Source organism: Pedobacter sp. W3I1 (assembly GCF_030816015.1).
GTDB lineage: Bacteria > Bacteroidota > Bacteroidia > Sphingobacteriales > Sphingobacteriaceae > Pedobacter.
In genome coordinates, this window is record NZ_JAUSXN010000001.1 from 3,840,546 (window position 1) to 3,855,114 (window position 14,569).

The 14,569-nt window shown below is 40.8% G+C and carries 16 protein-coding genes; 3 read left to right on the forward strand and 13 right to left on the reverse strand.

The annotated features are described in order from the left end of the window. Window positions 1-14: 14 nt before the first annotated feature. The gene (locus QF042_RS15850; RefSeq protein ID WP_307530074.1) at window positions 15-1,886 is read right to left on the reverse strand and encodes a chloride channel protein; all 1,872 of its coding nucleotides are present in this window, start codon (window positions 1,884-1,886) and stop codon (window positions 15-17) included. 189 nt (window positions 1,887-2,075) lie between these two features. Here QF042_RS15850 and QF042_RS15855 point away from each other — a divergent pair, with 189 nt between their 5' ends. The 3 genes from QF042_RS15855 (at window position 2,076) to QF042_RS15865 (ending at window position 4,221) form a co-directional block, all read left to right on the forward strand. Beyond that, window positions 2,076-2,777 carry a Crp/Fnr family transcriptional regulator gene (locus QF042_RS15855; RefSeq protein WP_307530076.1) on the forward strand — a complete coding sequence of 234 codons (702 nt, stop codon included), beginning with the start codon at window positions 2,076-2,078 and terminating at the stop codon, window positions 2,775-2,777. 141 nt (window positions 2,778-2,918) lie between these two features. Next, the gene (locus tag QF042_RS15860; protein ID WP_307530078.1) at window positions 2,919-3,539 is read left to right on the forward strand and encodes a Crp/Fnr family transcriptional regulator; all 621 of its coding nucleotides are present in this window, start codon (window positions 2,919-2,921) and stop codon (window positions 3,537-3,539) included. A 49-nt stretch (window positions 3,540-3,588) separates the two neighbouring features. After that, window positions 3,589-4,221, forward strand: a complete 633-nt coding sequence (locus QF042_RS15865) for a class I SAM-dependent methyltransferase (RefSeq protein WP_307530080.1) — start codon at window positions 3,589-3,591, stop codon at window positions 4,219-4,221. Window positions 4,222-4,383: 162 nt separating this feature from the next. Here the strand turns inward: QF042_RS15865 and QF042_RS15870 are convergent, their stop codons facing one another. From QF042_RS15870 to QF042_RS15925, 12 genes are all read right to left on the reverse strand, one after another. After that, window positions 4,384-5,397 carry an ABC transporter permease gene (locus tag QF042_RS15870; RefSeq protein ID WP_307530082.1) on the reverse strand — a complete coding sequence of 338 codons (1,014 nt, stop codon included), beginning with the start codon at window positions 5,395-5,397 and terminating at the stop codon, window positions 4,384-4,386. Continuing rightward, window positions 5,384-6,355: an ABC transporter ATP-binding protein gene (locus QF042_RS15875; RefSeq protein ID WP_307530084.1), complete on the reverse strand. Its 972-nt coding sequence runs from the start codon at window positions 6,353-6,355 to the stop codon at window positions 5,384-5,386. The genes QF042_RS15870 and QF042_RS15875 overlap by 14 nt, the downstream gene beginning before the upstream one ends. A 38-nt stretch (window positions 6,356-6,393) precedes the next feature. Then, window positions 6,394-7,248 (reverse strand): NEW3 domain-containing protein, encoded by an 855-nt coding sequence (locus QF042_RS15880; protein ID WP_307530086.1) that lies wholly within the window; start codon window positions 7,246-7,248, stop codon window positions 6,394-6,396. A gap of 189 nt (window positions 7,249-7,437) precedes the next feature. Next, a complete protein-coding gene (locus tag QF042_RS15885; RefSeq protein WP_307530088.1) occupies window positions 7,438-8,436 on the reverse strand; it encodes an NADP-dependent oxidoreductase in 999 nt (332 codons plus the stop codon). A gap of 1 nt (window position 8,437) precedes the next feature. Then, on the reverse strand, window positions 8,438-9,205 hold the full coding sequence (locus QF042_RS15890; protein WP_307530090.1) for an SDR family oxidoreductase: 768 nt from the start codon (window positions 9,203-9,205) through the stop codon (window positions 8,438-8,440). 108 nt (window positions 9,206-9,313) lie between these two features. Beyond that, entirely contained in the window at window positions 9,314-9,922 is a 609-nt protein-coding gene (locus QF042_RS15895) for a TetR/AcrR family transcriptional regulator (protein ID WP_307530091.1), read from the reverse strand. A 199-nt stretch (window positions 9,923-10,121) separates the two neighbouring features. Continuing rightward, window positions 10,122-10,598: a cyclophilin-like fold protein gene (locus QF042_RS15900; protein ID WP_307530093.1), complete on the reverse strand. Its 477-nt coding sequence runs from the start codon at window positions 10,596-10,598 to the stop codon at window positions 10,122-10,124. Window positions 10,599-10,618: 20 nt separating this feature from the next. After that, complete coding sequence (locus QF042_RS15905) at window positions 10,619-11,122, reverse strand: cupin domain-containing protein (RefSeq protein ID WP_307530095.1); 504 nt, start codon at window positions 11,120-11,122, stop codon at window positions 10,619-10,621. A 33-nt stretch (window positions 11,123-11,155) separates the two neighbouring features. Continuing rightward, complete coding sequence (locus QF042_RS15910) at window positions 11,156-12,238, reverse strand: alpha/beta hydrolase (RefSeq protein WP_307530097.1); 1,083 nt, start codon at window positions 12,236-12,238, stop codon at window positions 11,156-11,158. 11 nt (window positions 12,239-12,249) lie between these two features. Beyond that, on the reverse strand, window positions 12,250-12,843 hold the full coding sequence (locus QF042_RS15915) for a DapH/DapD/GlmU-related protein (protein ID WP_307530099.1): 594 nt from the start codon (window positions 12,841-12,843) through the stop codon (window positions 12,250-12,252). 86 nt (window positions 12,844-12,929) lie between these two features. Then, entirely contained in the window at window positions 12,930-13,751 is an 822-nt protein-coding gene (locus tag QF042_RS15920) for an AraC family transcriptional regulator (protein WP_307530100.1), read from the reverse strand. A gap of 135 nt (window positions 13,752-13,886) precedes the next feature. After that, the gene (locus QF042_RS15925; RefSeq protein ID WP_307530102.1) at window positions 13,887-14,309 is read right to left on the reverse strand and encodes a putative quinol monooxygenase; all 423 of its coding nucleotides are present in this window, start codon (window positions 14,307-14,309) and stop codon (window positions 13,887-13,889) included. Window positions 14,310-14,569 lie beyond the last annotated feature (260 nt).

The window sequence follows — 14,569 nt, forward strand, 5'->3', positions numbered from 1 at the left end:
AAACATAAAAGCTGTTAAATTCTCTTATCGGCCATCATCTTTTTACCCCTGACAATAATTTTCTTGGCCTGTCTATCAAGTGAGAGATTTCTTCCGATTTTACTTTCCTTTTCGTGATTTATATGATAAGCCTTAACAACGTCTTTATAACTTAACAATCCTTCAAAAGCATTTTCATCTCTACTGCTAAACACCATCAAAAAGTCTTTCTCACCCTGTGCCATTATCTCCAGTGCTTTTTTTAAGTAGTCGTTATTTTTAATATGAGTATGAGCAGGTTTCGTTATTGCCATTATTTCCTTTTCTGTATTTGCCGAGGGCTGCAAAAGATCCAGCATTGAAACTGTCCCCAAACAGTCTCCATTAGGCCCTTTTACTGCATATTGATTTTCTTGAGGAGGATTTTTTTCAAAATACCTTCTTACTTGGGCTATAGTGTTGGAAGGACTAATAAAAACTGGATTTCGATCCATCACTTCTGAAACGCGCAACTTCAGCAATAAATCAGGCTCATAACTGTCGGGGGTATGAACGCCCCTGCGGGCAATTTTTTCAGTCATGATGGTGTTTTTCATAAAAAACACCGAAATCAGGTAGGCTCCGGAACAAGCACCAAGAAGCGGAAGCAATCCATTAAACTGATGCGTTGATTCGAGCGCAAAAAGTATACTGGTAAGATAAGCCCTGGAGGCACCGGCAAACATTGCAGACATACCTACCAATGCCGACATGGAGATACTGATATCCAGCCCCGGAAAAAGGGAATGCAATAAATATCCGATGATTGCACCACTTGCTCCACCAATGGTCATCAGTGGTGCCAGCGTTCCTCCAGAGGTACCACTCCCCAGCGCGATAGCCCATGAAATAAACTTAAATATGCACAGCGAAAGGATAACCGAAATAGAAAGTTGTCCGCTTAAAAGCGAAATGATATTATCATATCCTACGCCAAGGGTGTGGGGTGCAAAATATCCAACTATACCAACTGCCAATCCTCCAATAGCCGGCCACCACATCCAGTGGATTGGAATTTTCTCAAAAGCATCTTCAATAAAGTATACAATCTTGGTTAAGGCGAGTGATGCAAAACCTACAACAATCCCAATGAGGCTATACATACCCAGCGCGGCATTCGAAGGGGCTAAAAGTGTTGGCATAGGAAAAACCGGTCCCGCTTCAAAAAGAAGATGATGTCCGGCAGCACCAGTAATACAAGCCAGCGCCACAGGAATGATGGATCTGGGCGAAAACTCAAACAATAATAGCTCAATTGCCAGAAAAACTGCTGCTAATGGCGTACCAAATATAGCAGACATACCAGCTGTTGCCCCTGCTGCAAGGATGATCTTACGCTCGTTAGAACTCACTGTAAACAGCTGCCCAAGGGTAGACCCCAATGCGCCTCCTGTAGCAATGATTGGCCCTTCAGCACCAAAAGGCCCTCCGGTACCGATTGCAATAGCAGAAGAAACAGGCTTTAATATGGCTATTGAGGGCTTTATCTTGCTCTGATTAGTCAGCACCTGTTCCATTGCCTCCGGAATCCCATGCCCCCTGATCGCCTTAGAGCCATAAAGTGCCATCAACCCAACGATAACACCACCGATAACAGGAATAATGATTACCATTAAACCTAAATGATTATCGGCAGGGCTATGAAAACCAAATTCAAACCGCTGGTAGAAAGATATGTTGGTGACCAAATTGATCAGCGACACAAGAAACTTTGCGATCAGGGAAATTCCCATAGCAACTCCTACAGACAAAACAGAAATAAATAAAAGACGCTTCTTTGAACTTTTCTCTTTGTTCTTCCCGATTTTAAACTTACCGAAAATGCCTAGTGCAGGAGATATTGGTATTATATTTTTTGTATTATTCATTTTTCCTTTTAGAATGCGACAAAAGTAGAAATAAAAAAGAATAAATAAAATTATAAATATATTTTAAACAATACTATATTATAAATAATTATAAAATTGATACTTAAAAATATATTATTAACAATATTAAACAACTAAAGATTGTAATTAAATATTAGTTGTATTTTTGCGTGAAGTAAGACCTATCCGATGAAAGAGTGCAATAATGTGTGTGATATAAAAAGCTGCTATCTGTGCAGCCGTGTAATAGCAGATTGGCTACCTGCGGTTTCCCAAAAGAAAAAGAATTTTCAATTAAAAAAAGGTGAGCAATTATTCATAGAAACGGAACCTGTAGGCGGCATTTTTTTCGTCTTTTCGGGAACGATCAAAGTTCATAAAAAGTGGGACAATGAAAAGGAGCTCATTATCAGGTTTGCGACACCAGGAGATGTTATCGGCCATCTTGGACTGGGAAAAAACCCTATTTATCCGGTTTCAGCCACCGCACTTGAGCAGGCAACCGTATGCTTTATCGACCTGGAGTTCTTTAGATCAAGCTTAAGGGTAAATCCCAATCTTACCTATCAACTAATGGACTTTTTTGCTTCCGAGCTTCAGGAGTCACACGAGCGAATGCGCAATCTGGCCCATATGTCGGTAAAAGGCAGAATTTCTAATGCGATTCTTTCCTTACAATCACAATTTGGCATTGATAGCAATGGCGCAATAAACCTTGATATATCCCGTCAGGATATTGCCTCCTACTCAGGAACCACCTATGAAACACTTTTCAAAATTTTCACAGAATTCATTAATGCCGGAAAGATTGGAGCCATTGGGAAAAGAATTAAGGTATTTGATACCTCATTTCTTCAGGATGTGGTATTGGGTGATCATAAAAAAAACTAAATAAATTAAAGCACCAGATTATTAGTATAAGAAGGAGGTAGTTAATCCAAAAAAACGAAAATTTGATAAGTTTAGTCTTTTAACTACATTTATCATCTATCTGAAAATTTATCATCTATCTGAAAAGCTAAACAACCAAACATGGCCGGTGCACAGGAAAACAGCAAATGGGACTCTTATAACGGCGCTTCTCCACTTATTGCCTTATACAATAGCTTTTACCCCCTGACTGCAGAAATGGAAGTACTGATCGATGCCCTTACCTTTCCGGTGAGTTTCCGCAAGAACAGGTACATTATCTCCCCAATAGACCGCAATAGATATCTTTATCTGATTTTAAAAGGAATAGTAAGGGGATTTTACAAGGACTCGGGAACCGAGATCACTTCATGGATCTGCCAGGAATATGAAATTGTAGGAACCATCCGCAATCTATGGACTGCAGAAGAATCAGACGAATACCTTCAGGCGATAGAGGACGTAGACCTTATCGCCATACCTCATGAACTCACGACTATGCTTTATGAAAATTTTGCAGAGGCAAACATCATTGGGAGAAAGATCATGGAGCTTCATTACAGAGCGGCATATGACAGGAGCTTTATCTGCCAGATTCCTTCTGCTACTGGCCGTTATAAACATCTGCTCCAGGCCTTTCCCTGGATGATTAACCGGGTGCCACTCCGATATATTGCTTCATTCCTTGGACTACGGCTGGAAACCATGAGCAGAATCCGATCAAGCGAAAACAAAAGAATTTGAGATCAGGGTGCAAGTTATTTAATTTTATTGTTTACAATCTGATGAAGGCATGAAAATATTAAAGGCTGCTGAAGCATTTGACAAATCGGCAAAAATATACCAGGAAAAATTTATGGATGTTAGTTTATATGCTGAACCATTTAAGGTGTTTTTCGATAATATAACGGCAAAAAATGCCACTGTTTTGGATATTGCCTGCGGTCCTGGAAACATCACTAAATACCTGTTGGATAAGAAACCTGATTACCAAATTTTGGGAATCGATCTGTCATCAAAAATGCTCAGGCTTGCCAGGGTCAACAATCCTAAGGCTCAGTTTCAACTTATGGACTGCCGTGAGATTGACACCATCAGCGAGAAATTTAACGGGATAACCTGCGGCTTTTGCCTGCCCTATTTAACACAGCAAGAAGCTATTAAACTAATTGCAAATGTTTCGAAATTGTTAAAACCAGGTGGTGTCTTTTATTTGAGTACTATGGAGGAGGACGAAAATAACAAATCGAGGTATCAAATATCCAGCACAGGCGACCAGGTGTATGTAAATTACCATAAGGAAGATTACTTGTTTACAGCCCTGGAGGAAAACAACTTTGAAACCCTCATTTTAAAACGCTATAGTTCTCCTGATAAGGATGGTTTAATCATTACAGATCTGGTCCTTGTCTGTAAAATTAAGTAACCTTGCATGGATTGATCTTCCAATCTTTTTACCGGAAATTGCCTTTTGGTTATTATAGGCTAAAAACCAAACCTGCAAAGGTAATTACAGCTTTAAAATTTATATTGGCAACTATATATGACTTGTGACAGGGAATTAAACAGATATTTGATTTAATCCTCCTTAGCTTCTGATTTCTCTGCGCATAAAAAGATAATAAGAGAGCGCAAAACAAGCAATGGTGCCTGCCAGAAGTCCGCTAAGTTGTGGCCACACAATCATCAGGCTCTCCCGTAACGGAAGCGGTGAAGGAATGGCGCCGGAAAGCTGCTCCATACTCAATGGCCCGAGACTTCTGATAGATGGCATCAGCATGGTAGTTGCACCATCGCTGTATAACTGCCCGGGGGCAATACGCATAATATTCATAATCAGCTCATTATAAGCCATAGTTTCACTTTGAGTCAGATAAGCTGCATCTGGTAAAAAGGCCCTGATCGCCAGATTAACCAAAATCGGATAAAATACCGTAAAAAACAACCAGATGCCCAGCGCAGTTAAAGCTGAGGTAGCCGCATGGCGAAAAGCAACCGAAAGCATGATAGACAAGCTTAAATAAAAACCGACATAGACCATGGTGAGTGCGGCAAAGCCAAAAATTCTCAAGAGCTCCTGCGGCTCAATCCTTACCCCGGTAAGGAGCAGTCCCCCACCGATCATCAGCAAGGTGAGGGAAATAAATAACGTCGCGATAATTAGCATTGCACTGTAGAATTTAGCTAGCAGGATGTTGTCGCGGTATATAGGCTGTGCTAACAATCTTGTCAACGAACCACTGTTCTGTTCCGAATTAATGGCATCGAAGCCCATAGTAATACCCAGCAATGGCGCTAAAAAACTCATCAGGATATGAAAAGGCGGCATAGAGCCATCTGTGGCACTGAGCAGTTTAAGGTAAAAAAACGCATGATCAGGATCGTTGGTATTGGTAAAAGATGCCCGGATGTTGGACATGGAAATGTACAATGAGGCAAAAAAGGTGAGCACCACCAGAGCAAGCAGCAGGATAAAACGCCAGCTACGCACGTGATCCGATACCTCTTTTCTCACCATCACCTTAAAAGGACTGAGCTGGTAAGTTTCCTTTGAATTATTTTTATTTGTTGCCCAATAATGGCTTTCGCTAAGCGCTTTCATGCTCTGGGGTTAAATTTGTGTTTTTTTCGAAATATTTCTCATAGATCTCATCTAGTCCATATTGTTTTTGGCTCACAGCCTGGATGTCAGCACCCAGTTCGATAAGCCGGCGAATGAGTTTTGGGGTGATATCCTGAGTGGTATTAAATTGCAGGTTCGCACCTCTTATAGTCAGATTATTAAATTCCGGCCAACTACTGAATTTATCCTTCAGTGCATCAGGATCTGTTGGTACTTTAGTCAGATGAATGCTGGTTTCTACACCTGTGTTTCCGAAGAGCTCGCGGGAGAGTGTAGGCAAATCTCCGGTAGCAAGCAACTTTCCATCCACGAATATACCTACCCTGTCACACACCTGCTGAACGTGGTGAAGGTGGTGTGACGAAAGCAATACAGTTAAGCCTTGTTCCTGCTGCAGAGATTTAATCAGTTCGAGAAACTCCTTTACCCCGCTCGGGTCTAGCCCTAAAGTAGGCTCGTCCAGGATAATCAGTTTCGGTTTTTTAATGAGCACCTCAGCCAGTCCCAGCCTTTGTTTCATACCCCGGGAATAAGTTGAAGCACGCTTATCTGAAGCTGCCTTCAGCCCTACCAATTCCATAACTCGACGGGCATTTTCGGTTATACCCTTTTCAGCCAACCCGTTGAGCCTTGCTATATATACCAGGTTTTCAAGACCAGTCAACTGTGGGTAAAAGCCCAGATTATCGGGCATATAGCCTACCTTTCTTTTTACTTCAATCGGATCTCGTGTGGCATCATGACCACAAACAATGGCCGAACCGCTATCGGGTTCAGTCAGGCCGAGCATCATGAGTATACTGGTGGTCTTACCCGCGCCGTTTGGACCCAGCAACCCGAATATTTCGCCATGGGGGATCTTTAAGTTGAGCTTATAAACAGCTACATGCGAACCATAGCTTTTGCATAGGTTCTTTAAATCTATGATAGGTTCCATCTTTCTGGTTGAAGATTTAAGATTCCTTAAAAAAATGGCTACCGACGGCCGTACTTACGGATAAGCACGTATACTGCTAAAACTGCCAGGGCAATAATGAGTATACCAATCCAGCCAGAAAGTACAGAGGTTTTAACAAAGATTCTAAAGGCGGCCTGAGCATTGGCATTGTTACCTCCCAGGGTAAAGGTGGCACTATAGTCTCCGGCAATTGTTTTATCCGGCACTTTTAGGGTTACTTTAATGGTTGCCTTCTTACCGCCATCCAGCCTTTCAATCTGGTTTGGCGAAAAACTTGCTTCCCATCCAGTAGGCAGTTGTGAAGAAAAACTTAGTGAGGATAGCGGCAAAGTGCCTGTATTATGCACCTCAAGCTCAATATCTTGATGAGAACCGGCTGTAAGCTCTTCGCTCAGCCTTCCACTCGGCGTACCCAGGCTGGCACCATAAGATCCCTTAACCACAGCTTCCAGTTGTAGCGGCAACGTTGATGAAGATGATACGGCTTTGACAGGAATAATGTATTTCCTGGCAGCAGCGTTGTAGGGTGCAGTAATTTCGATGGCTATCTCCCGGGTTTGGCCACCAGCTAAATTTACAGAAGTAACCAGACTGCCCTCCACACGGTAGCTGATCTGCCATCCTATGGGTAATTCCGACTTGAGTTCATAAACTTGCTGGCTTGCGGATGCATTGTGCAGCGAGGCTGAAAAGCGGAACGGTTCGTTAACAGCCGATTCGATGTTGATCAGCTTGGCAGAAAATCCCGATGTCCCTTTTGGGGTATCCTGATTTTGCGCATGAAGCGGTTTGGTCGCAACAAAAAAAGTTAATAATAAAAGTGCGCGAAATAAGCCTTTTCGCAAGGGTTCGGGTAGTAATTGTATTGACATAATCTAAACCAAAAGTATTAATGATTGCTCTAAAAAATGTTTTCTGATCTTATTATCTGATTAGGCCTCAAAACAAAAAAAAGTTGCATTTTTTTCAAAATATTTTAACACTTTTTAACAATTCAGGTTATAGATGATGCCTCATGATCATATATGCGGTATTCTAAAAATAGTGTGAACAATCCTAAACTATTTTAACTTAATAACTACTTTACCTTTTGTACGTCCACTCACAATATATGCTAACGCATCATTTGTCTGCCCGAAAGCATATACCTTATCTACCACAGGTTTTATGATCTCAGCTTCAATCAACCCCGTAATTTTAGCAAGCTGGTTTCCGTTGGCTTTCATAAAGAGAAAATTAAAATTGACATGATATTTTTTTGCTTTGCTCCTCATGCTAAAACTAAGCAGTGATAATATTACCTTTAAGTACCATGGGAGACCTATTTCTTTAGCAAAATCAGGGGTTGGCGGACCTGAAATCGAAATTACCTGGCCCCCTGGCTTTAAAATATTAAGTGATTTTTCGAGGGTTTTATTGTCCTGGCTATTAAGTACCACATCATAATCTTTAAGGAGTTTTTCAAAATCCTGTGTTTTGTAATCAATCAAAACATCTGCGCCCAGCGCTTTCACCATAGCAAAACCTTTGGTACTGGCAGTGGTGGCAACTGTTGCACCTAAATGTTTTGCCAGCTGAATGGCGATAGTTCCAACGCCACCAGAACCTGCCTGGATAAATACTTTTTGCCCTTCTTTCAACCTGGCCCGCTCAACCAAGGCTTGCCACGCCGTAAGTGCAACCAGTGGAATGGAGGCAGCTTCCTCCATGGTCAAATTTTTGGGTTTAAAGGCTACATCGTTTTCGTTGATGGCAATATATTCTGCAAATGTTCCGATATGAAAATCTGCCGGGCGTGAATAAATCTCGTCACCTACTTTAAATTTCTTTACATTCTTTCCAACCTGCGTAATAATGCCTGCAACATCATGCCCCAAAATCAAGGGAAACTTATAAGGCAGCAATAATTTAAACTCTCCCGTTTTAATTTTTGAGTCAAGCAGATTTACGCCTGCTGCATGAACCTCGACCAAAACTTCATGATCACCGGCTTTAGGCGTTGGAACATCCACTAGCTGAAGGCTATCTTTGGTATACTTGTTTATGATGTATGCTTTCATGTTAGTTTTGTAAAAGTTGATGGTTTTTCTTTGGATTGATTATATTAAATGCAGTTCCCGGAAAAAGCCTGTTAATCAGACTAAATATTTTCGCATCGCCCACACGGATCGTGTAATGGTTTTTGGATAAACCATTAATTAGTCCTTTTACCATCTCTTGAGTTGATATTTTTTTATCATTTCTTTCAGCGGTCATTTCTGTAGCAACAAGCGGGGGAATAAGTTCAAATATCTTTAGTTTACTGCCAATGATTTTTAAATGCTCACGAAGCGAGATGGTATAGAATGCCAGTGCAGTTTTAGAGGAGGAATAAGTAGCCTCAATCAGAGATGGAGCCTGACTGAGTATGGAGGTAGTATTAATTATCGCAGCCTCTCCCCCGGATTTAAGCATATCCATAAAAAGATTGTTTAGCCTGATCACACCCAGGTAATTAACCTCCATTTCGTATGCAGCACCTTCCATGTGTTTAGTATTTGCCATACCTAAATTAGATGGCGGAACGAGCACCGCTGCATTATTGTACAAAATATCGATACCACCCAGTTCTTTTACTTTATTAAAAAGGTCTTTTGCATCACCTTCGTTTCCGGCATCACTTTTAATGGCAGTGATGGCCGGATAAGTTTTTTTGGCTGCATCTAGTTTTGCCTGGTTTCTACCGGTAATAATCACCTCCGCACCGATTGCTAAAAACTGTTTTACAGCTTCAAGTCCTATACCCGATGCACCACCGGTTATCAGTATTGTTTTTCCTTTTAAGTTCATATTCTTTTGATTTTAAGTTGGGTTTATCCGTTGGAAAACGGATTAAATAATTTGCAATAACCTTATATTTTATACTTTTTAGTATATTTTAAAACAAATAAAAAGGCTTCATTTCTCATAACGAGCCAATTCTGCTTTCAGGCTTTTTACCAGTGCAAGCATCGGCTTGGTGACTTCCATGGCCCTGCACATCACTGTCGCACCTTCAATAGACGCAACAAGCTTAAAAGCAAAATTCGCGGGATCAAGTTCTGGAGTAAACTCTCCATTGTTGATACCACTTTGAAGAAGGGCAGTAAGCTCCTCCTGACCTTGTCTAAGAACCTTTGCCACTTTTTTCTTCAGCCAGGGATAATTATCATCAGTTTCAACAGCAGTATTAAAAATGGGACAACCGCCCGGAATCAGGGTATCGATTGGATCCTTGTAAAAATCAATAAATGCCCAAATCTTGGCTTTGACAGTTTTTTTTGTTGAAACCGCTGATCTGATACGTTGAGAGACTTTATCCAAAGAATAATCTATGACTTGTAAGGAGAGATCGTCTTTTCCATCAAAATGTCCATAAAGCGCACCTTTTGTTAATTTGGTTGCAGCCAGAATATCATCAATAGTCACTCCGGCAACACCCTTTTCATTATATAAAGGCATGGCTGTTTCTAAAATAAATTGTTTTGTTTTCTCTGCTTTTGATAACATGGCGATAATCTTCGTCAACAAATATACTAAAAGGTTTATTTTATCAAAGAGGATATTTATTCAAATCCATTTATTTTTACTTAATTTACCCTTGTGTGACTATCGGAATCAGGCCGTTTAAGTGCCTCCACTCATCTGCTAAGAATCAGAGCAACTTAATTAGAGATTTCTGTGAGATCCGACGGATTCCATTCTAACGTATAAAAAGCTTATAGGATCATTCCAACTCATACTTCACCGTCACATGCTTAGAACCTAAAGCCTCTGCCAGGCCCGAAATGTTATCTACACGTCCAATCTTTGTATAGCTATATGAAGTAGGGAAAGATTTATAAAAGAGTACTAATGTACTTGAACCATAAATCATCAGGTCGCCATTCTGTATCGTTCCTGGATTTGAAGAATTTACAGTCAGGCTTTTTGAAAGATTAAAACATTTCTCATTGCCATTTAACTCCTTCATATCGAGGGTAAGGGGAAGCATAGCCTTAAATGCTTTTGCTGTCGCATTGTCGTTCAGTGTAGCTGTAAATACTTTAGTGCCTATGGTTATTTTCATTTTATTTCCTGATTTGATGTTTTGGCCTCTGTTAGTATTTCCGCCGGACCGTGTGGTTGCCGGATCGCTACCGCAGCTTGCAAGGCAAAGCGAAACTGATAACAGGACAAAAAATAGGGTCGTTAAGTATTTCATGATTAGAATTAGAACATGAATTAATCATTTACTTCATTATACTGCTCATCCGAAACGGGCTGCAACCAGGTAACCTGCACATCATCTTTATAATTGGTTATGGCAATATGCACCATTTTTACCTTTGCCGAAGCACCATGCCAATGTTCGGTGTCAGCTGGAATATTTACCACGTCACCTTTTTTGATGGCACGCGCAGGCTTATCTTTTTCCTGGTAAAAACCATTGCCCTCCACTACAATCAATACCTGGCCTTTTGGATGCGTATGCCAATTGGTTCTAGCGCCCGGCTCAAAGGTTACTGCCCCGGCAGAAAAATTGTTGTTGCTGTCTTTTGCAACCAATGGTGATAAAAAAGCATCACCGCTAAACCAGTCGTTTGATAGCTTTTCTCCTTTTGGAAAAAGAGCTGTGTTGTTTTCTGTATTCATACTATTTTCTTTTTTATGATTGCTGCAGGCAGTAAATCCCAAAATACTGATGCTAATGGCTATTATTGCTACAGATAGATCCCTTTTTTTCATTTTGTTATATTTATATCGAAGTACCGGCAAGTGTTATTTCAGGTACTGTTTAAAGAAGGTTTCCAGTTTATCAAAAGGAATTAAGTCTGTTTTATCATATAGGTCAACGTGACCGGCATCCTTTACATAATACAACTCTTTAGGCTGTGCTGCACGTTTGTAAGCATCTTCACTGAACTCTTTGGAATGGGCCTGGTCTCCGGTAATGAACAACATTGGACGGGGCGAAATGGTTTCGATGTCGTTGAAAGGATAAAAGTTCATGAACTTTGTATTGCTGCTTAACGTGGGATGCGTGGTGGTTTCAGGCGATCCTCCTTTTGGTGTATACGCCCCTCTTGAAGTACGATAGAAATCGAAAAATTCACGCTGGATGGGAGGTGTATTTTCGTCCAGCTGGTGTACAGTTCCCCCTGTATACCTGGTTTCGCCTCCTGAAAATTCTACATAACGCTGCTGCGCCGCATCGGCTATGATCTGCTTTCTTTGTTCCAGTGTTTGCGAATGGTTTAAAGCATCGCGGTTGGCGGCCCCCATATCGTACATGCTTACCGTTGCAACCGCTTTCATTCTAGGGTCGATTTTTGCAGCGCTGATGACAAAACTTCCGCTTCCACAAACCCCAAGCACACCTATTCTTTCCTTATCGATAAACGGACGTGTTCCAAGAAAATCTACAGCGGCACTAAAATCCTCGGCATATACATCCGGTAAAACGGCATTTCGTGTATCGCCTGCACTCTCTCCCCAGAATGATAGATCGATGGACAGCGTTATAAAACCCCGGTCTGCCATAGTTGAAGCATATAGATCGGCGCTCTGCTCTTTTACCGCCCCCATGGGATGGCCAACGACTAAAGCAGGATGTTTTTGGTGCCTGTCAAAATGTTTTGGGACAAACAAGTGCCCAACGACTTCCATTTTATACTGATTTTTAAAAGTCACGCGATACATGTCTATATCGCCACTCACTTTAAATGTGGTGAAATCTTTTGATGATATTAGTTCCATTTCTGATACTTTATTAGTGGATTCTTGCTTCTTTTTTTCTGGTGATTGCTGACAGGCACCAAATGTAAAAACGGTCGCTGCCAATAATATGATTTGCTTTTTCATAAATTATCGGATTAAATTGATTTAATCATTCTGGCAGGCACTCCACCTACAACTGTATTTCCGGGCACATCTTTCGAAACCACCGCACCCGCTGCTACCACCGCATTTTCGCCGATGGTAACCCCAGGCAATATGGTAGCTCCTGCGCCAATCCAGGCCCGTTGTTTGATGATGATTGGTTTTGTCATCAATGCCCTTCTATCATTTTTATCTAATGGATGATTCTCTGTGACCAGGTTCACCCTTGGACCGATCAGTACTTCATCCTCAATCGTGATACCGCCCATATCAAGGAATGAGCAGGCGTGATTGATAAAAACGTTTTTTCCAATCTTGATAAACCTGCCAAAGTTTGTGTAAAACGGGGTGAAAACAGTGGTGCTCTCCTCTATGGCAGTGCCGATGATTTCACCTAAGTAATGTCGTACCTGATCAATATCGGATGCGTTGTTCAATTGCTGCGAGATCTTCATGGTTTTGCCTACAACCTCATTAATTCTGAAATACTCCGAATCGTTCAACCGGATGGGTGCGCCGGTTCTTAACCGTTCAAAGATATCGCCTGCACTATGTTCTGATAAAACTTCTCTCTTTGTGTCTTTCATGAAGCAAAATTAACCAGAAAACCCCGCAGCAACGTTACTGTGGGGCTCAATTTACTTTTCTGAGAAGCTCAACTTTGATTGATAATCTAGATCTCCGTTGGTGGAAATCCATACTGCTTTTTAAATGCAGTGGAGAAGTGTGACGGGTTTTTAAAACCAACCTCAACATATACCTCCTGCACCTTTCTGCCTTCTTCCTTTAGTTTAACGTAAGCCGCTTCCAGGCGCTTTTTTATGAGCCATTTTTGTGGACTAAGCGGACTGATTTTCTTGAAGTCTCTTTTGAATGTGGCCAGGCTCCGTCCGGTGTAAGCAGCAATCTGCTCCATTGAAAGTTCGTCCATGTAACTTTCATTAAGGAATTCCAGGATATCCATTTTCCAGGGTTCAGTAAAGTCGAACAGTATTGCAAAGTAAATATCAGAGCTGTCCAGCAGGGCATAAATTCCTTCCTGTAATTTTAACTTGGCTACACCTTCGGTCGGCTTTACGCCGTCATTAAAATAAGGTGTTAATGATTGGAACAGACTGGTGATATCGGCCCGTGGTTCGATCTTAAAAACATTTTCTTCGGGAATGAATGCTTTTTTAGGTATATCCGCTTTGTTTACCCTGCCGTAGAATTCTCGCAGCATACTGCGATTGAATGTTAAGGAAATACCCTTATACAGTTCATCGCCCTTACTGTTCTTATACATTAATAGTCTGTGGTTCCGTCTGATGAATGCACATTCACCCGCTCGTATCGTAATTTTCTTATTTCTATCTTCTATAACCTGTTCACCTGAATACAAATACAAAAGCACATGCTCCGGGGTAGCATGAACACATTTTTCACTGTAATCAGAAAAGCAGGAAAGGAATATGCCCGAATAATGGATGGTTCTTAGTTTTTCAGGATGTTCCATAGATAAGGTCTAAAAATATATCAAGATAGGCAAATCTAATCAAAACATGGTGGCCAGACTTTATTCTACGGCTCAATTTGCTTTTCTTAAAAGCTCAGACATTTAGGCCTGGTGCCGGAAAACCACATCACCATCTTATTGATCCTTGATCTTCTCCTTAGTTAAGAGTTCGGGTTTAATTTCGATTCCAATTGGTGCCACTTCAACCAGTTCAAGCGATTTCACCATTTTCAGCGTTCCGTTTTTATATTTAAGAAAATGTGCAGTTTTTAAATGCGATTGATAATCCTCTTCACTGGAATAAACTTCGAAAACGGTAACATTCGTCGGGTTAGTCTTATCATACACAGCCTGCAGGCATAGCACTCCCGGCTCTACTTTCACAGCTGCCGCCGCATGTTCAGCAAGTGCTGATTTATATTCATCAAGATAGGCTGGAAAGACCTCTATTTTTGCAATGCGATATTTTCTATTGTCCTGCGCATTTGCGGTTTTTACATTAAAAATTGCCAAAACGATAAGAATTAAAACTGTTAAAAATGGATGTATTCTATTCATATTTTTTGATTTAGTTTAATAAAACACCAATATTATGCCAGGTATGTCCCTCTGTTTGCTTGTAGCAATTTACTACTTTTTCTCATTATATAATTTCTTTAGGGGTAAGTAGTCACCAAAAAGCAGGTATTTATAATTAAATTAATAGTCTCCTTTTCATCCCTTTTGCTGATAGCGGCTAAAAACAAAGCACACCTTTCAGCTAATTTAACCTGGTTTTTAAAATAGATTGTATTAAATTATTGATAACGAGCCCTCCT